This is a genomic window from Sphingomonas arabinosi (assembly GCF_036663715.1).
Lineage (GTDB): Bacteria > Pseudomonadota > Alphaproteobacteria > Sphingomonadales > Sphingomonadaceae > Sphingomonas.
On sequence record NZ_JAXOJN010000003.1, the window covers coordinates 206,927 to 225,231 of the forward strand.

The window sequence follows — 18,305 nt, forward strand, 5'->3', positions numbered from 1 at the left end:
CCAAGCTAAATCCTATAATAGATCTGTTCTAACCAATATTACACAGGTTACCATCGACTGTGAAATAAGCTCCATCGACCGGCCGCTGCCGGCATCATCATGAGAAAATAGCTGCACGAAGTTGCCCGGGTACACTGACCAGCCTTGACGGCTCGGAACCGGCAGCAGATCAGTAACTGATAAGTCAGGAAACGTTTCTGTCCGTCCAGTTGGAACGGACTGGCCGACCGATCCCTACGATTGGCCAGACCGAAAACTTGACACCCGGATCAGCGAGCGTAAGGTAACGCTATCAAACGCCAGCGTCAGACAGGCTTGATCGGGAATTGGATGATTTTGGCGCCTCATACCCCAGGCACGATCGATGCGGCCGCTAGCGGCGCCGTCACCGGCTAACATCGCGAACTTCACCGACACGATGCTGCGGCCCCCAAAGAATGCGGAGACGGAACGATGATCACGCGCCGTAAGATGATGGGCGGCGCGGTGGCGGCAGGGCTCATGGCATCGCCGTTGGCCGCCGCAGTGCGGTTCGACCGGTGCAAGCGCGGGTTCGACATCACGCTAGCCGGCGGCGGCGTGGTGCCCGTGTTCGTCGATGCAAACGACCTGCCCGGCGTGCGTCGGGCCGCGAGCGATCTGGCCGCTGATATCGGCCGTGTGACTGGCACCGCGGCGCAGGTCGTCGGCGACCGCACGCGTCTGCCGGCGCGGATCATCCTGGTCGGATCGATCGGCCATAGCCCGCTGATCGACCGGATGATCGCCAGCGGTAAACTCGACGTCGCCGGCATTCGCGGCAAATGGGAGTCGTTCGTCGTCGAGACGATCGCCAACCCGTTGCCGGGCGTGACCGAGGCGCTGGTGATCGTCGGCAGCGACAAGCGCGGCGCGATCTATGGCGCGTACGACCTGTCGCGGATGATCGGCGTGTCGCCCTGGTATTGGTGGGCGGACGTGCCCGTCGTCCGCCAGGCACACCTTCGCGTCGCGAACGGCCGTTACGTGCAGGGATCGCCCGCGGTGAAGTATCGCGGCATCTTCCTCAACGACGAAGCCCCGTGCCTGTCAGGCTGGACCACCGAGAAGTTCGGCGGGATGAACGCGAAATTCTACGGCAACCTATTCGAACTGCTGCTGCGGCTGCGCGCCAATTACCTGTGGCCGGCGATGTGGAACAACGCGTTCGCGATCGACGACCCGGCCAACGCGCCGCTCGCCGAAGAGTATGGCATCGTGATGGGCACGTCGCATCACGAGCCGATGATGCGCGCGCACAAGGAATGGACCGACAACCGCAAGGACTATGGCAACGGCGCGTGGAATTACGCGACCAACGGGCCGGCGGTCGCCAAATTCTTCCGTGAGGGGATCGTCCGCAATCGCGACAACGAAGTCGTCGTCACGATCGGGATGCGCGGCGACGGCGATGTCGCGCTGGAGAGCACCGGCGGTATCCAGTCCGACGTCAAATTGCTCGAAGGCATTATCACCGACCAGCGCGCGATCATCGCGTCCGGCATGGGCAAACCCGCCGAACAGGTGCCGCAGGTGTGGGTGTTGTTCACCGAGGTCTATAAATATTACGATGCCGGGCTGAAGATCCCCGACGACGTGACGCTGATGCTCGCGGACGACAATGTCGGCAATCTGCGCCGCCTGCCGACCCCGACCGAGCGCAGCCGCAAGGGTGGCTTCGGCGTGTATTTCCACATGGATATGCACGGCGGGCCGTTTGCGTATCAGTGGATTAATTCGAACCCGCTGCCGAAAATCTGGGAGCAGATGAACCTGGCCAACCAGTACGGCGCGAACGAGATGTGGATCGCCAATGTCGGCGACCTGAAGCCGCTCGAACTGCCGATCGAATTCTTCCTGGCGATGGCGTGGAACCCCGCCGACGTCGCCAAGGACAAGATCGCCGACTGGACGCGCGCCTGGGCGGAACGCCAGTTCGGGCCCGAGCATGCGACCGAGATCGCGTTCCTCGCGGCGCGCTACGCAAAATACAACGGTATGCGCAAACCCGAGCAGCTCAGGCCCACAACGTTCAGCCTGGAACATTACCGCGAGGCGGAGCGCATGTGCGAGGCCTGGAGCGATCTCGTGCGCCGCGCCGATGCGGTGAACGCGGCGCTGCGTCCCGACCAGCGCGATGCGTTCTACCAGCTCGTGCTATATCCGGTCCGCGCCTGCGCCAACCTGATGCTGATGTACGCCGCCGCCGCGCGCAACGCGCGGTTCGCCGAGCAGGCACGCGCCAGCACCAAGGCCGAGGCGGACGAGGTGCGGCGGCGTTTCAAGTACGACCACGAACTCCGCGACACCTACAATCACGTCATGGCCGGCGGCAAATGGAACCACATGATGGACCAGACGCACATCGGCTATTTCGATTGGTATCCGCCAGAATCCGACATCATGCCCGCGGTCGCCGACCTCGATCTCGACGGCGTGACCAGCTTCGGCATCAGCGTCGACGGGGACAGCCGCGGATGGCCGGGCTATTACCTGCCCCCCACGTTGCCGACGCTCGACAGCATCACCCGACTGCCCACCTATCTCGACGTGTTCCCGCGCGGGCTGGCCGAAGCCCCGGTGACGGTGACCGCGGATCAGCCCTGGGTGACGATCCGCGAAGGCAAGGCGTTCAGCGCATCGCCGCGTGACAAGCGGTTCTGGATCGATGTCGACTGGGCAAAGGCACCGGTAGGCAAGGCAAAGGCGACGATCGCGGTCAAGGGCGACACGACGATCACCGTCCGGCTGGATGCGGTTCGCGCGACGCCGCAGCAGGAGAAGGACGCGCGCGGTGCGTTCGGTGGGCTCGCCGGCGCCTTCGCGGTGCCGGTTGCCGAATTTACGCGGTCGGTCCCCGTCGGCAACGTGCGCTGGGACACGATCCCCGATTTCGGTCGGGTCGAGACGGCGATGTCGATCTTCCCGGTCGATGCGCCCTCCTTCGCGGACCCGACGCGCGCACCGCGTCTGGAGTACCCGATCTTCCTGGCGGCAGCGGGCAAGTACCGCGTCGATCTGGTCACCGGCCCGACGCTCGAAGTCATCCCCGGGCGGAAACTGAGCGTCGCGGTCTGGCTCGACGACCAGCAGCCCGAGATCGGTACGGTCTTCACACCCGAAGACGGTCCGTCGCAGGACTTTCTCGGCGCCAAGCACGCGGTCAACACCGCCGACAACGCGCGGACGATGCGGTTCACGATCGACGCGGATCGCCCTGGCCGCCACGTCCTGACCGTCGCGATGATCGATCCGACGATGGTGGTGCAGGCCATCGCGATTGCGAACGACGATCCCAAGGCGTCGTATTTCGGACCACCGATACTCGACACGCGCCCTGCGAAACTCGGCCGACTGGTATCGCCCTGGGCGATCGTTCGGTCATGATGCCCCAGTCCTCCTGTATTTGACGAGATCGCGATGCGTACATGCCTGGCTCTTATCGGTATCCTGATCGCCGCCGCGCTGCCTGCACCCAACGGGCGCGCGGCAGCACAGGATAACGCTGCGGCCGTCTCGGCGGACGTAGTCGTGAACCTCGACGCACCCGGCCCGGTCATCGCCAAGCACATTTATGGCCAGTTCGCCGAGCATCTCGGACGCGGCATCTACGAAGGCATCTGGGTCGGTGAGAAGAGCAATATCCCGAACATCCGCGGCTATCGTCGCGACGTGGTCGAGGCATTGCGCCATATCCACGTCCCCGTGATCCGCTGGCCGGGCGGCTGCTTCAGCGAAATCTACGACTGGCGCGACGGGATCGGGCCGCGCGCGAAGCGGCCGACCCGCGTGACGATGAACTGGCCGAACACGATCGACACCAACCAGTTCGGCACGCACGAGTTTCTCGACTTCGCCGAACTGATCGGCGCGGACGCCTATGTCTCGGGGAATGTCGGATCGATGACGCCGCGCGATATGGCGCAGTGGATCGAATACATGACCTCCGACCAGCCGGAATCGACGCTGGTGCAACAGCGCAAGTCCAACGGCCGCGACAAGGCGTGGCGCGTGCCGTTCTTCGGCATCGGCAACGAGACCTGGGGCTGCGGTGGCGAGATGCGTCCCGATTACGCGGCCGACGTCAACGCGCGCTATGCGATTTTCGCGCGCGCGCCGAGCGGCTATCCGATGGTCAAGGTGGCGAGCGGCGCCAGCGTCCAGGGCGGCGGCGACTTCGAGGCGTTCACCACCGCGATGATGGCGCACATGGGCGCGACGCAGGCGCTCAGCTTCCATTATTACGCGATGCCCGACGGCGCGAAGGGCCCCGCGGTCGGCTTCGACGAGGACGGCTGGGCGAACGAAATCGCGCTCGCCTTGCGGATGGAGCCGCTCGTGTCGCGGACCGAGGCGATCATGGACCGCACCGATCCCGAGCGGAAGATCGCGCTCTTCGTCGACGAATGGGGAAGCTGGTACACCCAGCCGCCCGAAGCTCCCGAGGGCGCGCATTACCAGCAGAACTCTTTGCGCGATGCGATGGTGGCCGCGCTCACGCTTGACATCTTCCACCGCCACACCGCCCGCGTGCGGATGGCCAACATCGCGCAGATGGTGAACGTGCTGCAGGCGATGATCCTGACCGACAAGCAGAAGATGCTGCTGACGCCGACCTATCACGTGTTCGACATGTACCAGCCGTTCATGGATGCGACCCCGTTCCCCGCGCTGGTCGCGAGCCCGACCTACACCAAGGGCAAGGTCAGCATGGCGACGATCGACGCATCGGCGGCACGGGGCAAGGACGGGAAGCTCTATCTCTCGCTGGTCAATGTCAGCCCGAACAAGGCGGCGCATGTCCGTACGAACCTGACCGGGACCGCTCGGGGCCGGTTGCTGACCGCCCCGCAGATCGACAGCCACAACAGCTTCGACGCGCCGGACACGGTCAAGCCGGTGCCATTCGCCGGTCGCGTAGAGGCGGACCACATCGTTTTCGACATGCCGGCGAAATCGATCGCGGTGGTAAGGATCGATTGAGATCTTCCCGTATCACGGTCGCCCTACCCGCATAGCCGCTCCCTCTTAACGGAGCGCTGATCGAGACGACCGCCCCGTCTCCACTCGGTTATCCTTGCACGAACGTGGGCGAGCCCCTTGCCGTCGCGTGCCGCGCGGAGGATGCTAGCGGGACAATATGGGAGGATAGAATCATGAGGTATTTGGTTACAGCGGTTGCCGTACTGATCCCCCAGGCTGTCCTCGCCCAAGTCCCGCCCGAGCGCACCGTCCAGGTGACGGGCACCGGGACCATTCAAACGGCCCCGGACATTGCGTTGCTCACCATATATATTCGTGGCGAAGGACCTACTCCAGACGCGGCCACGACGATGATCGCGGCGAAGCAGAAAGCGGTCAACGAGGCGCTGGTCGGCCTGTTGGGGTCGAACAGCGAGCTTACCGCCAGCAACGTCACGATCATCGAAGCGCGGAGCGGCGCGTGCGCCGACGGGCAGGGATATGGCAGTCGACCACGCCTCAGCACCGGCGATTGTGCCGTGTCGGGCTTCATCGCGACGATGCAGACGAGTGTGCGTACGCGCGCGGTCGAGAAGGCCGCGACCGCCGCTGGATTGGCCTCGCGGCTAGGCGCCAGTGACGCCCGCGTGCAGGGGTTCGCGTTGTCCGATCCCGAAGCTGCGCGAGCCAGAGCGAACATGGCAGCGATCGCCGATGCCGCAAAGCGTGCCGCTGCGTTGGCAAGCGGCGCAGGTCTTCGCTTGGGTCCGATCATCGCCGTGCGTGATCAGGCGAGCTACGACATAACGGTGACGGGAGCGTTGCGTGGCGCGAATGCTCCCGCGGCGCCGCCGGCGCCAAGGGTATCGCCAGTCACGATCGACCTGAAACCGACACCGATCGAGACCAGGGCCCAGGTCTTCGTCAGCTACGCCATAGCATCCTGAGCAACGGGCCGGTTCCTACCGGACCGGGCCATATCCGAAACTCGCTTTCCCTGGGCGACGGTGCGCGCAGGGACACCGAGCGGCACGCCTGCAACGGGGTTGGCCAGCAACGTTCCGAACCCGAAGATTAACGGTCACTCGGGGTTGTTCGACGACCTGCCCGCCACCCCGCGCGCGGCCAAGGCGGCGCTCGATACCAGGAAGACGATCGCCCCGATGGCGAAATCCCGTGGTTGCGCATGCCCGCATCGCGCATACATCGGCACGACCGGACTCGGACCTGGACGCGCATGATACGCGCCGAGCCCCCGCCCCTTCTTTCCCCCGCAAAGGACACCGATCATGGCTCTCAAGGACGTTCTTGCCGACAAGCTCGGCTTCGGTACCGCCCCGCTCGGCAACATGTTCCGCGACATTCCGCAGGACGAGGCTCTCGCAACGGTTCAAGCGGCGTGGGACGACGGCATCCGCTATTACGACAACGCTCCGTTCTACGGCGCCGGGCTCGCCGAACTGAGAATGGGTGAGGCGCTCGCCGACAAGCCGCGCGATGCCTATGTCATTAGCACCAAGGTCGGCCGCGTCATCTTGGATGAACTCGAGGACGTCAGCGCCCGTCAACAGGGCGAGAAGGCCGGCGTCTTCGCGCACGGTCGCGCCAACACCGTGGTCAACGACTATTCCTACGATGCGACGTTGCGCTCGATCGAGGGCAGTCTCGAACGCCTGCGCACCGACCATATCGAAATCGCCTTCGTCCACGATCTTGCCCGCGATTTCTGGGGCGACGAATGGATCGGCCGGTTCGAGGAAGCGCGTACCGGCGCGTTCCGCGCGCTCGACCGCCTCCGCGACGAAGGCGTCATCAAGGCCTGGGGTCTCGGCGTAAACCTGTGTGAGCCGATCGAGACGTTGCTCGACCTTCAAGAGCCGCGACCGGATGCCTTCCTGCTCGCGGGACGCTACACCCTGCTCGACCATTCCCGCGCGCTGCAACGCGTCATGCCGCTGGTCGCCGAACGCGGTCTCGGCGTGGTCGTCGGCGGTCCTTATAGTTCTGGCGTACTCGTCGGTGGACCCAATTTCGAATACGCCCCGGCCTCGCCCGCGATCCTCGACAAGGTCGCCCGGATCAAGGCGATCGCGGATCGTCACGGTGTCAGCATGAAGGCCGCCGGTCTGCAATTCTCCTTGGCGAACCCGGCGGTCGCGGCCGTCATTCCCGGCGCCAGCCGGCCAAGCCGGATAGCCGAGGATCGGGCCGCGCTGACGGAGATCATACCCGGCGAGTTCTGGCACGACCTCCGTCACGCCGGGCTCGTCGACTCCGCAGCACCGCTTCCCGGTGACGTGGATTAGATACAGTTACGGTGCGCGTAGCGACCGGAACCCGGACTCGATGTTCCGGGATTCCGGTCGCCCGACTGCGGCCATCCGGCGCATACTGCTTGCCTTGACGGCTAGAAGTAGGACTCGCCTTTTCTACCGGACTGGCCAAAAGTCAGCATCGAAGCATAAGTACCGGGAGCCTACGATCGAGTTGTTCGATCATAGTTATCTCAGCAAATCGTTGCCGTAGTCCGAGGTAAACGGGTATTAAAGAAGGCACACAAGTTGCCATTAGGAGAGAGACATGGACGCGATCACCGAAGGTAGCCCGATCAACGATCCGGGTAAGCAGCCGGCTGCCAAGCGCGCGCTGCTGGGTCGTACCGCCCGTGACTGGTGGCCTGATACGTTGCCGCTGGAAATCCTGCAGGGCCCCGGCCTCGCGGTGAACCCGCTGGGCGATGACTTCGATTACCGCGCGGCGTTCAAGGCGCTCGACTATGCCGCGGTAAAGGCCGACCTCGTTGCGCTGATGACCGACAGCCAGCCCTGGTGGCCTGCGGATTACGGGCATTACGGCCCCTTCTTCATCCGCATGGCATGGCATTCGGCCGGCACCTATCGCACCGGTGACGGTCGCGGCGGGTCGTCGTCGGGGGCACAGCGGTTCGCACCGCTCAACTCGTGGCCGGACAACGGCAACCTCGACAAGGCACGCCGCCTGCTGTGGCCGATCAAGCAGAAATACGGCCGCGCGCTGAGCTGGGCCGATCTGTTCATTCTGACCGGCAACGTCGCGATCGAGTCGATGGGCGGACCGACCTTCGGCTTCTCCGGTGGCCGCGCCGACGTGTTCGAGCCGCTGAAGGACATCTACTGGGGCACCGAGGAAGAGTGGCTCGGCCAGACCCGGATCGACGAGGAAGCCGGCATGGCGCTGGAGGAGCCGCTCGCGGCGATCCAGCACGGCCTCATCTACGTCAATCCCGAAGGTCCCGGCGGTTGCCCGAACCCGATGGGCTCGGCACGCGACATGCGCGAGACGTTCGCCCGGATGGGTATGGACGACGTCGAGACCGCGGCGCTGACCGCGGGTGGCCACACCTTCGGCAAGGCGCATGGTAACGGCGACGCGTCGAAGGTCGGTAAGGAACCCGAAGGCTCGGACATCGCGTCGCAGGGTCTCGGCTGGACGTCGACGCATGGCACCGGCATGGGCGACGACACGATCACCAGCGGGATCGAAGGCGCCTGGACGCCGACGCCGATCACGTGGGACATGACGTATTTCGACATGCTGCTCGACCATGAATACGAACTGGTCCGCAGCCCGGCGGGCGCGCATCAGTATCAGCCGGTCGGCAACCCGGAAGAGACGCTGGCGCCCGGCGCGCATTCGCCCGACAAGCGCGTGCCGACGATGATGACGTCCGCCGACATGGCGCTCAAGGTGGACCCGAGCTACCGCGCGGTAATGGAGAAGTTCCGGGCGGACCCGGAATACTTCGCCGACGCCTGGGCGCGTGCGTGGTTCAAGCTGACCCACCGCGACATGGGACCCAAGCAGCGCTACCTCGGCCCAGAAGTGCCGACCGAGGAACTGATCTGGCAGGATCCGATCCCGAAGGCCGACTACAAGCCGATCGACTCGTTCGACGTTGCCGACCTGAAGAAGGCGATCGCCAATTCGGGTCTGGAGATCGCAGAACTCGTCACCACCGCCTGGGCGTCGGCCTCGACCTATCGTCGGTCGGACCACCGCGGCGGCGCGAATGGTGCGCGCATCCGGTTCGCGCCGCAGAAGGACTGGGACGTCAACGAACCCGCGCAGCTTGCTCGCGTTCTGGCGGTTTATGACGGTATCAAGGCCGAGTTCGACGCGAAGGATCCGAGCGAGGGTGCCAAGCGCGTCTCGATCGCGGACCTGATCGTGCTCGGCGGATCGGTCGGCATCGAAGCCGCCGCCAAGGCCGCTGGCCATGACATCGAAGTGCCGTTCACGATTGGTCGCACCGACGCGACCGAAGCGCAGACCGACGCCGAGAGCTTCAAGGTGCTCGAGCCCAAGGCCGATGCGTTCCGCAACTATCTCCAGACGCGCTTCACCGTGCCGACGGAGGAGCTGATGGTCGACAAGGCGCAGCTCCTGGGCCTGTCGGCCCCTGAGATGGCGGTGCTGATCGGCGGTCTGCGCGTGCTGGGTGCGAACCATTCCAACGCGAAGGCGCACGGCGTGTTCACCGATCGCCCGGGCCAGCTGACGAACGACTTCTTCGTCAACCTGCTCGACATGCGCACCGCATGGAAGCAGGTCAGCGAGGAAAGCGACCAGGAATATGTCGGCACGACCCGCGGCACGCACGATCACAAGTGGACCGCATCGCGTACCGACCTGGTATTCGGCTCGAACTCGCAATTGCGCGCTTTGTCCGAGGTCTATGCCTGTGCCGATGCGGAGGAGATGTTCGTCGCGGAGTTCGTGACGGCATGGACCAAGGTGATGAACGCGGACCGCTACGACCTGCTCGACTGATTGTCGGTTCAGGACCTGAAGAGAGGGCGTCGACAGCAATGTCGGCGCCCTTTTTCATGCCATGCCGATCGGGAGCCCGCCCCTCGCGATCACGACCGCGCAGACTTCGCCGAAGAGTCATGCAGCCATCCCGTGCCGACCGCGTTGAGCGAACCGTAGCAACTCTTTTGGACAGGATTCCATGACCTCTGCACGTTGGCCGTCTCGCCTCTGGATCGTCCGTCATGGCGAGAGTGCGGGAAACGTGGCGCGCGATGCAGCACACGCCGCCGGCGCTGAACGGATCGACCTGTCGCACCGCGACGTCGATATTCCGCTGTCCCCCCTGGGCGAGGAGCAGGCCCGCGCGCTCGGCGCATGGTTCGCCCGCACGGATCCCGACGATCGCCCCGACATCCTGCTGGTCTCGCCCTATGTCCGCGCGCGCCAGACCCTAAACCTGTTCCGTGAACAGGGCGGTTCGGTCGGCGACGAGCCGATCGGGATCGACGAACGCCTGCGCGAAAAGGAGTTCGGCATTCTCGACGGCCTGACCACCAGCGGTGTCGCGTCGGTATATCCGGACCAGGCCGAGTTCCGCCGCATCCTCGGCAAATTCTATCATCGGCCGCCCGGCGGGGAGAGCTGGTGCGACGTCATCTTCCGCCTCCGATCGCTGATGGATACGATCGCACTGCACTATGCCGGACGCCGCGTGATGATCGTCGCGCATCAGGTCGTCGTCCTCTGCCTGCGCTATGTCATCGAGAACCTGACCGAGGACGAGATCCTGGCGATCGACCATCAAGGTGACGTCGCGAACTGCTCGGTCACCGAATATCGCTTCGATCCCGACGGACCGCAGGACGGCGCGCTCACGCTCGTTCGCTACAACGACGTCGTCGACCACAAAGGGTCCGCCCCGGTCACCGCCGAGCCGGACCGTACCACCGGAGTACGAGGATGACCGATACCATTCCCCTCGACAGCAGCTGGATCGCCGCCAACCCGCCCCCAGTTCATGGCCCCGGAACCACGAAAAACAGCCGGGGCCGCGTGTTGGCGATCGGCGGTTCGGCGATGGTGCCGGGCGCGCTTCGCCTGACGGGCGAGGCCGCGCTTCGGGTCGGCGCGGGCAAGCTCCAGATGGCCACGATCGCATCCGCGGCGATCGGCCTCGGCCTGCTCGTCCCTGAGGCCGGTGTCCTCGCACTGCCGCAAGACGGCGACGGAGAGATCGACGGCGCAGCCGGCCCCCTACTCGAAAAATCGCTGAACGGCTGCGATACGCTGGTCGTCGGGCCCGGCATGGGGTCCGCCGATGCCGCCGAGGCGCTACTCCGTCTGATCCTGACACAGCCTTGCGACGAGGTCACGTTGGTCGTCGATGCCATGGCCATCGGATCCGCGCGAGGTCAGCGCGAAGCGCTCGCGGCATTCGACGGTCGCATGGTGTTCACGCCGCATCACGGCGAAATGGCGATGCTGACGGGTATCGAGGAAGACGCGATCGCGCAGTCCCCGGACAAGATCGCGCGGGACGTCGCCGCGCAATACGGCGCCGTCGTCGTCCTCAAGGGCAGCGATACCATCATCGCCGCACCCGACGGAACGACCTTGCATTATGGCGGCGGCGGCACCGGACTCGCGACCGGCGGATCGGGAGATGTCCTGGCCGGTGCGATCGGCGGCCTACTGTCCCGCGGCGCGTCCCCGATCATCGCGGCCGGCTGGGGCGTCTGGTTGCACGGACAGAGCGGGCGACGCGTCGCAACCACGCGCGGTCCGATCGGCTTTCTCGCCCGCGAGGTTCCCGCCGAGTTTCCGCGCCTGCTCCCGCAATAGCTCACGCTCGGAGGCCCATCATACCCTCGCCGATGATGTTGGCGTTCGCTCGTGGCGCGCTTAAGCAGCTCGCATGCACATTCCGACGGTCTCGATCCTAATCCCGACGTTCAATCGCGCGCATTACGTCGGCGACGCGATCGCCAGTGCGCTCAAGCAAACGCTGACCGATACCGAAGTGATCGTCGTCGACGACGGATCCTCCGATCGAACGCTCGAGATCATCGCAGCATTCGACGATCCGAGATTGCGACTTGTACGCCATGAGATCAACCGCGGCATTCCGGAGACACGCAACACCGCCCTTGCGGCCGCGCGCGGCCAGTATATCGCCTGGCTGGACAGCGACGACGTCGCTCGCCCGACGCGGATACGCAAACAGGTCGATTTCCTGCGCGACAACCCGACTATCGCGATGGTCGGTTCGGCTGCCGGCAAGATGAACGCGGACGGCACCCCGAAGAAAGGGACCCGCATGCCGCCGCTCAGCCCGCCGATGATCGCCGCGTGGCTGTTGTTCCGGTCGGCGTTTCAGCAATCCTCCATCATGGGACGCGCAGAGATACTGAAGTCGTATCGGTACGATCCACGATACCGGGTCTGCGAAGACGTCGACATGTTCGTACGCCTACAGCACGACCATCGTCTTGCGAACCTGCCGGAAATCCTGATCGATCGTCGCATGCACCCCGACCAGACCGTTCGCCAATTTCGAAGCGAGATCCTGACGAGCCGGGAGATGCTGATCGCGCCGACGCTGGCGGCCCTGCGGATCGACGCGACGAGGACCGACGTCGAACGGCATGTCCTGCTCGGGTTTGCCGACTTGCGGGATGCCGATGTCGATACGCAATTCCTGCCCTGGGCCCGCGACTGGCTGTCCCGGTTGCGACGTGCGAACGACGATACGCACGTCTTCGATCCCGGCGCGCTCGATACGGCGAGCGACTATTTCTGGCTTCTTGCCTGCCGCGCGATGGCACCGAAGATCGGACGCGCCCAGGCGATCAAGGCCTTTACCACGCGGTTGCCGACCAGCCTGCTCGGCCCAGATGTCAGGGGATGGGTAAAAGACGCGTGGCGGACCTACGCATATCGCTGAGCGATCCCACATCCCCGATAGCGCGGACGGTGCACCTTCAAGCGGGTTCGGGCTTCTTCGTATAGGTTATGACGAAGAGCAGGCTGGTGACGGCGGTCGACCCCGCGACGACCGCGACGGCCATCCCGACCTCACCCCATAGGGGCAGCGTGACCAGAGCCGTGGCCAGCATGATCGCGACGCTGACGATCCGGATCAGGAAAATGCGCCCGGCATAGCCGCGAGCCGTCAATACGGTATCCAGCCCGACCGCGACCAGGTCGATCGCACCGGCCGCCGCCATCCAGATCAGGACGACGTTTCCCTGACCGAAGACATGCCCGCCCACCAGCTTGAGTACCGACTTCCCGAACACGACCGCGATCAGCATGATCACCGCGCCCGCCACGGTACTCATCAGGACGGTTCGCAGGACCAGTCGCCGGACGGTTTCGTCTTTGGCTTCCTGAACGGCGCGTACGATTTCGGGAAACGCCGCCCGCGATATCAGCTGGCCTATCTTTCCGAGCGACTGCGCGAGTTGCGCGGCCAGCCGGAACGTGCCGGCCGCGGCGACGCCCAGCTCGTTGCCGACGGCCAGCAACGGCAACTGCTTGCTGGCGAGCGCCAATGTCGAACTGGCGTTCGTACTCAGCGCAAAATTCAGGATGCCGTCATTCTCCCGCACCATCCGCTTGAAGCCGGCCCCGCCCCACAGGAGCTTCAAGTCGCCGATATGCGCGACCATCCCCCAGTACGTGGCGGACGTCAGCACTTCGGCGATCGCCCATACCGCCAGGAACGCCTGGACCGTGGGATGGAAGATCATGACGAGCACGGCCCCGACCGCCCGCGCGATCGGCGTTATACTGTCCGCGATCGCCGCAAGCCGGAACTTGTCCCGCAGGCGCAGGATGCCGACGGCGGCGGACCGGATCGTCACCAGCTGGACCACCGTGAATATCAGCGCGGCACGTTTGAGCGTTGCACCGATACCGAAGGCATCGCTCCAGAGCTCGAGAATGGCGACCGCGAGCGCTGCTCCGATCAAGGCGCTGATGAGATCGAGCGCCGCGGTTCCGCGAAACAGGCGTGCCAGCCTCGGTTCGTCTTCGCCGCGTGACAGGCCGACGCCGAACTGGACGATCACCTGCCAGCTCTGGAACGCGACCAGCGTGGCCAGAGCCTGCGCCGCTCCGGTTATCAGCGAAAATCGGCCAAATCCGGTCACGCCCAACGTGCGCGCCGCAATGCCGAGATACAGCAGGGACAGTATCGCAACGACGCCCCGGCTACCCACCAGCCAACCGAGATTATGTCCGATCGAACGCAGCACATTCCCATTGGAGCGCAGCACGTCGCCGTCGGATCGGAGGTTGGGAGGACGCTGAGCGCTGGACATGATGCTCGCGACCTACCGGGGCTGGCGCTACGTCACAAGCACCGCAATCTCATCGGCACTTGCACGAAATCGGAAGAAAGGAACCGTTCACCGACCGATCGGCGGCGGCTTCGTATCCCGCACGGCGCCTGCCGGTGCCTGGTCTCGCGGACAGTACGCTCGGTCCGACGCCCGGCCCGACCGCCGGCTGGCGCGACCAAACGCGCCCCAGCCGACGTCCGCACGAACGTCCTTCCCCAGCCTAGGCCTTCTTCATCTGGCGCACCGCGTGATCGGCGGCGCGGGCGGTCAGTGCCATGAACGTCAGCGACGGGTTCACGCACGAGATCGACGCCATCTGCGCGCCGTCGGTCACGTAGAGGTTCGACGCGGCGTGCGCCTGGCTCCACTCGTTGAGCACCGACGTACGCGGATCGCGACCCATTCGCGCGCCACCCATTTCGTGGATCGCGTCGCCGGGAACGTGCTCGCCTTCCGTGCTCCTGACGTTGGTGAGGCCCGCCCCTTTCAGCATCGCCTCGCCCTGCGTCCGCGCGTCGGTCATCATCTTCAACTCGTTGTCGCGGAAGCGGACGTCGAAGCGCATCAGCGGCACGCCGAACCGGTCGACCTTCGACTGGTGCAGCGAAACCTTGTTGTCGGCATAGGGCAGACATTCGCCGAACGCGCCCATGCTGAACCGCCACGGCGCGTATTTGCGCATGCCCTGCTTCATCGACGCGCCGAACCCGACCGGCGCCGCGGGGTTGCGATAGGCGCTGCCCTGATAGCCATAGCCGCGCTTGAAGCCGACACCCTCGTCGCCGCCGATATTGCGGAAGCGGGGCACGTAGACGCCGCCCGGACGACGGCCGAACTCGATGAACTCCTCCATGCCCGGAATGTCGCCCTCGACGCCGACGCGGAAGATATGGTCCATCACGTAACGCCCGAGCGTGCCGCTATCGTCGAAATAGCTCCGGTCGCTGCCGGGTGCGCGCGAGTTGAGCAGGATCTGCGTCGAGGCGATCGCCGAGGCGCACAGGAAGACGAGATCGGCCTGCACCGTTTCCGCCTGCCCGGTCTTGGCATCGATATAGCGGACGCCGGTGACCTTTTTTCGCGCCGCGTCGTACACGAGGTTGGTGACGACCGAGTCCGACTTGAGCGTCAGGCGCCCCGTCGCGCGCGCCGCCGGCAACGTCACCGCCTGGGTAGAGAAATAGGCGCCGAACGAACAGCCATTCCCGCACTGGTTGCGGAACTGGCACTTGGTGCGGTTCTGGTCGGGCTTGTCCTCGGTCATGTTCGACAGCCGCGTGTTGATCAGTTTCCGGCCGGGGAACTTGGATTCGAGGCCCTGCTTGAGCCATTTCTCGGCGACGTTCATCGGCATCGGCGGCTGGAATTCGCTGTCGGGCAGATAATCGAGATTCTCGCGCGAGCCGGACACGCCGATATATTTCTCGACATAGCTGTACCACGGCGCGACGTCGTCATAGCGGATCGGCCAGTCGCCATCGATGCCGTCGCGCTTGTTCGCCTCGAAATCCGCGGGACTCCAGCGGAAGCACCAGCGACCCCAGATCAGCGACTTGCCGCCGACCGCGCCGGGCCGGATCCAGTAGAACTTGCTGCCCTCGTCATAGGCATAGGGGTTCAGCCGGTCGTCGTTGTGGAACTCGCGGTTACTGGGCGCGACATAGCCGTGTTTGGCGATGAAATAATCGCTGTCGAGCAACGGCTTGGGCATGATGTTGCGCGCCGGCACCTCGTAAGCGGGCTTGCCGTCATAGGTGTAGCCCTCGCCGTGCTCGACCATCTTGCCGCGGTCGAGCATCAGGACGCGGAGGCCCTTCTCGGTCAATTCCTTCGCAGCGAAACCGCCGCTGACGCCCGAACCAATAACGATCGCGTCGAACCTGTTGGTCTCAGCCATGATCTTCCTCTCCTAATACTCAGATTCACGCCCCGTCGGAAACGCGCCGTTTAGAGACCCCGCTTAAAAACGAAGCGCGCGCAACGTACGAAAGCTCGTGGTGATGTCGGGCAGATACGGCGCCGGAGCCTGATCGTTCTCGACGTAGAAATGCCGCACGCCGGCGCTCGCCTTCAGCTTGAATAGCGCGGCAAAGTCGATCGTGCCCTGCCCCACCGCGGTCATGCTCCGATCGGGGCGCATGTCCTTGACGTGATAGGCGTAGAGGCGCGGCGACAGGCGTTCGATCAGTGTCGTCAGGTTCTCACCGGCATGCAGCGCCCAGTAGAGATCGAGTTCGAGCTTCACGAGCGCCGGATCGGTCTCTTTCAGCAGACGTTCGTACAGGCTGACGCCGCCCGGCTTGGTCGTGAACTCGAAATCATGGTTGTGATAGGCGAAGCCCAGCCCGGCCTTTTTCAGGTCGGTCGCGAACCGGTTGAAGTTCGGCAGTGCCGCGTTCCAGCCAGCCTCGTTGCGATGCTCGTCGGTCATGTACGGCAGCACGACCGTGGTCGCGCCGAGCGTCTTGGCCATCGTCACCGACTGGTCGAACCGGTGAAGCAGCGCGTCGTAGCCGATATGCACGGACGGTGCGGTCAGGCCGAGCTTGTCCATCGTCCGGCGCAGCATCGCGTGGTCCATGCCGTCATAGCCGCCACCGCCAAACTCGATCTCGCGGTAACCGATCCGCGCGACCTTGCCGAGCGTGCCGACCGGGTCCTTCGCGAAGATGTCGCGGATCGTGTAAAGTTGCAGGCCGATCGCCCTCAACTGCGCCGCCGACGCGGCCGGCACGAACGCAAGCGCGGCCACCGCGCCCGAACCCGCGAGCAGGTGTCTACGGCTGAGCATCATGCGGAATACACCTTGTTGACCTGAGAATAGGGAAACTCACCATTATACTCACCAGGCACCGGCAAATACTCCCGCTCCTGCGTCATTCCGATTTCGGAGGTGTAATAGCCGGTGACGACGAGCTGCCGGAACGCCTCGAAAAAGACGCCGCCGGACGGGATCTGGTCGTTCATCGCGAGCGTGAGCAGCGCATCCTGCTGCGCCGCCGTCGCCTTCGCACCGGCGACCTTATAGTCCTTCAGGCTGCGCGCCTCGATCGCGTCGAGCCCGGCAAGGATCGGCACGCGATCGGCCGGCAGGGCCCAGTCGGCGAGCAGCTTCTCGATATAGGCCGGGACGCCGGCGGCGATCGCGCCCGGCGTATCGGTGGTCGGCAGCACACGTTCGCTGAGTGCGGTCATCAGCGCGCGCTGGGGGGCCGTGAAGACCGCGACGCTGGGCGGGCCCTCGCTGATGACGGGGATGCCGGCGGCCGCGCCGGGCGCCTGCGCGACACCGGCCGCGCGCGCGATCGGCGCATACAGGGCCGTGCCGAACATGGCGACGACGCCCGCGAGTGCAGTTCTACGATCGATCATTTACCGTCCTTCTTCAGGTCCTGTGCGATCGCCGCCTCGGGCAACGGACGAACCCAGATATTGCGGAACGACACCGGCGAATCGTGATCCTGGAGCTGGATCGGCGCGGCATCGGCGTGCGCCTTGTAACTCGCGACCTGTCGCCAGATGGTCGTGCCGAGCATCGCCTGGTGGTTCTGGACGAGCACGCCGTTCAGCAGCGCGGTGACATAAGCGGGGCGGACCAGGCTACCGTCAGCGGCGAAGCGGGGTCGCTCGAACACGATATCGTAGGTCTGCCATTCGCCGGGGCGACGCGAGGCGTTCACCAGTGGCGGCTTCCAGCCATAGACCGCGCCGACCGTGCCATCGGCATAGGTCGGGTTCTGCGAGCCATCGAGGATCTGCAGTTCGTAGCGCTGCATGAACCAGATGCCGCTGTTGCCGCGGTCCTGCGAGGTCTTGGTCGGCGGGTTTGGCGAGCGGAATTCGAGATGCATCTGCACGTCGCCGAAGCTCTGTTTCGAAACGAGGTTGTTCTCGCCGCCGCTCTTCGCACGCGACGGGATCGTCAGCGCACCGTCCGCGATCGGCCATGCGATCCGATCGGGCTTCCATGCATCGAGCGAACGTCCGTCGAACAGCACGACCGCATCGGCGGGTGGACCGCCGGGGGTCGCGGCCGGCGCGACGACGACCGGCGCAGGGCGGTCGGCGTCATGAACGCGCCACTGGCCGCCTGGCAGCATCGGCGTGTCCTTGAAGCCGGGCTTCTCCTGAGCCGCGACCGACCCCGTCGCCATCAGCGTCAACGCCGTGGCGACGCTCGCCATCAAA

13 protein-coding genes are annotated in these 18,305 nt (G+C 65.0%); 8 read left to right on the forward strand and 5 right to left on the reverse strand.

Going from position 1 to position 18,305, the window contains the following annotated elements; all coding sequences use genetic code 11:
• The first annotated feature begins 453 nt into the window (after nt 1–453).
• The 8 genes from U1708_RS06630 (at nt 454) to U1708_RS06665 (ending at nt 12,715) form a co-directional block, all read left to right on the forward strand.
• Nucleotides 454–3,405, forward strand: a complete 2,952-nt coding sequence (locus tag U1708_RS06630) for a glycosyl hydrolase 115 family protein (protein WP_332743970.1) — start codon at nt 454–456, stop codon at nt 3,403–3,405.
• A 33-nt stretch (nt 3,406–3,438) separates the two neighbouring features.
• Nucleotides 3,439–5,001, forward strand: a complete 1,563-nt coding sequence (locus U1708_RS06635; RefSeq protein WP_332743972.1) for an alpha-N-arabinofuranosidase — start codon at nt 3,439–3,441, stop codon at nt 4,999–5,001.
• A 173-nt stretch (nt 5,002–5,174) separates the two neighbouring features.
• Nucleotides 5,175–5,927 carry an SIMPL domain-containing protein gene (locus U1708_RS06640; RefSeq protein WP_332743974.1) on the forward strand — a complete coding sequence of 251 codons (753 nt, stop codon included), beginning with the start codon at nt 5,175–5,177 and terminating at the stop codon, nt 5,925–5,927.
• 342 nt (nt 5,928–6,269) lie between these two features.
• Nucleotides 6,270–7,286, forward strand: coding sequence for an aldo/keto reductase (locus U1708_RS06645; RefSeq protein ID WP_332743977.1), 1,017 nt, complete (start codon nt 6,270–6,272; stop codon nt 7,284–7,286).
• A gap of 274 nt (nt 7,287–7,560) precedes the next feature.
• Complete coding sequence (katG, locus tag U1708_RS06650; RefSeq protein WP_332743979.1) at nt 7,561–9,789, forward strand: catalase/peroxidase HPI; 2,229 nt, start codon at nt 7,561–7,563, stop codon at nt 9,787–9,789.
• A 181-nt stretch (nt 9,790–9,970) separates the two neighbouring features.
• Nucleotides 9,971–10,735, forward strand: a complete 765-nt coding sequence (locus tag U1708_RS06655) for a histidine phosphatase family protein (protein WP_332743981.1) — start codon at nt 9,971–9,973, stop codon at nt 10,733–10,735.
• The gene (locus U1708_RS06660; RefSeq protein ID WP_332743983.1) at nt 10,732–11,613 is read left to right on the forward strand and encodes an NAD(P)H-hydrate dehydratase; all 882 of its coding nucleotides are present in this window, start codon (nt 10,732–10,734) and stop codon (nt 11,611–11,613) included. Before U1708_RS06655 ends, U1708_RS06660 begins: the two co-directional genes overlap by 4 nt.
• Before the next feature lie 73 nt (nt 11,614–11,686).
• The gene (locus tag U1708_RS06665) at nt 11,687–12,715 is read left to right on the forward strand and encodes a glycosyltransferase family 2 protein (RefSeq protein WP_332743985.1); all 1,029 of its coding nucleotides are present in this window, start codon (nt 11,687–11,689) and stop codon (nt 12,713–12,715) included.
• 37 nt (nt 12,716–12,752) lie between these two features.
• Here the strand turns inward: U1708_RS06665 and U1708_RS06670 are convergent, their stop codons facing one another.
• The 5 genes from U1708_RS06670 to U1708_RS06690 form a co-directional block, all read right to left on the reverse strand.
• Nucleotides 12,753–14,096, reverse strand: a complete 1,344-nt coding sequence (locus U1708_RS06670) for a lipopolysaccharide biosynthesis protein (protein WP_332743987.1) — start codon at nt 14,094–14,096, stop codon at nt 12,753–12,755.
• A 241-nt stretch (nt 14,097–14,337) separates the two neighbouring features.
• On the reverse strand, nt 14,338–16,014 hold the full coding sequence (locus tag U1708_RS06675) for a GMC family oxidoreductase (RefSeq protein ID WP_332743989.1): 1,677 nt from the start codon (nt 16,012–16,014) through the stop codon (nt 14,338–14,340).
• Between the two features lie 63 nt (nt 16,015–16,077).
• Entirely contained in the window at nt 16,078–16,911 is an 834-nt protein-coding gene (locus U1708_RS06680) for a sugar phosphate isomerase/epimerase family protein (protein WP_332743991.1), read from the reverse strand.
• The gene (locus tag U1708_RS06685; protein WP_332743993.1) at nt 16,908–17,489 is read right to left on the reverse strand and encodes a gluconate 2-dehydrogenase subunit 3 family protein; all 582 of its coding nucleotides are present in this window, start codon (nt 17,487–17,489) and stop codon (nt 16,908–16,910) included. The genes U1708_RS06680 and U1708_RS06685 overlap by 4 nt, the downstream gene beginning before the upstream one ends.
• A complete protein-coding gene (locus U1708_RS06690) occupies nt 17,486–18,301 on the reverse strand; it encodes a 3-keto-disaccharide hydrolase (RefSeq protein ID WP_332744547.1) in 816 nt (271 codons plus the stop codon). Before U1708_RS06690 ends, U1708_RS06685 begins: the two co-directional genes overlap by 4 nt.
• Nucleotides 18,302–18,305 lie beyond the last annotated feature (4 nt).

Coding starts and splice junctions, on each gene's coding strand:
- U1708_RS06645 (WP_332743977.1), top strand. CDS start 6,270: ATGGCTCTCAAGGACGTTCTTGCCGACAAGCTCGGCTTCGGTACCGCC.
- U1708_RS06630 (WP_332743970.1), top strand. CDS start 454: ATGATCACGCGCCGTAAGATGATGGGCGGCGCGGTGGCGGCAGGGCTC.
- U1708_RS06685 (WP_332743993.1), bottom strand. CDS start 17,489: ATGATCGATCGTAGAACTGCACTCGCGGGCGTCGTCGCCATGTTCGGC.
- U1708_RS06690 (WP_332744547.1), bottom strand. CDS start 18,301: ATGGCGAGCGTCGCCACGGCGTTGACGCTGATGGCGACGGGGTCGGTC.
- U1708_RS06660 (WP_332743983.1), top strand. CDS start 10,732: ATGACCGATACCATTCCCCTCGACAGCAGCTGGATCGCCGCCAACCCG.
- U1708_RS06680 (WP_332743991.1), bottom strand. CDS start 16,911: ATGATGCTCAGCCGTAGACACCTGCTCGCGGGTTCGGGCGCGGTGGCC.
- U1708_RS06675 (WP_332743989.1), bottom strand. CDS start 16,014: ATGGCTGAGACCAACAGGTTCGACGCGATCGTTATTGGTTCGGGCGTC.
- U1708_RS06655 (WP_332743981.1), top strand. CDS start 9,971: ATGACCTCTGCACGTTGGCCGTCTCGCCTCTGGATCGTCCGTCATGGC.
- U1708_RS06665 (WP_332743985.1), top strand. CDS start 11,687: ATGCACATTCCGACGGTCTCGATCCTAATCCCGACGTTCAATCGCGCG.
- U1708_RS06635 (WP_332743972.1), top strand. CDS start 3,439: ATGCGTACATGCCTGGCTCTTATCGGTATCCTGATCGCCGCCGCGCTG.
- U1708_RS06670 (WP_332743987.1), bottom strand. CDS start 14,096: ATGTCCAGCGCTCAGCGTCCTCCCAACCTCCGATCCGACGGCGACGTG.
- U1708_RS06640 (WP_332743974.1), top strand. CDS start 5,175: ATGAGGTATTTGGTTACAGCGGTTGCCGTACTGATCCCCCAGGCTGTC.
- katG (WP_332743979.1), top strand. CDS start 7,561: ATGGACGCGATCACCGAAGGTAGCCCGATCAACGATCCGGGTAAGCAG.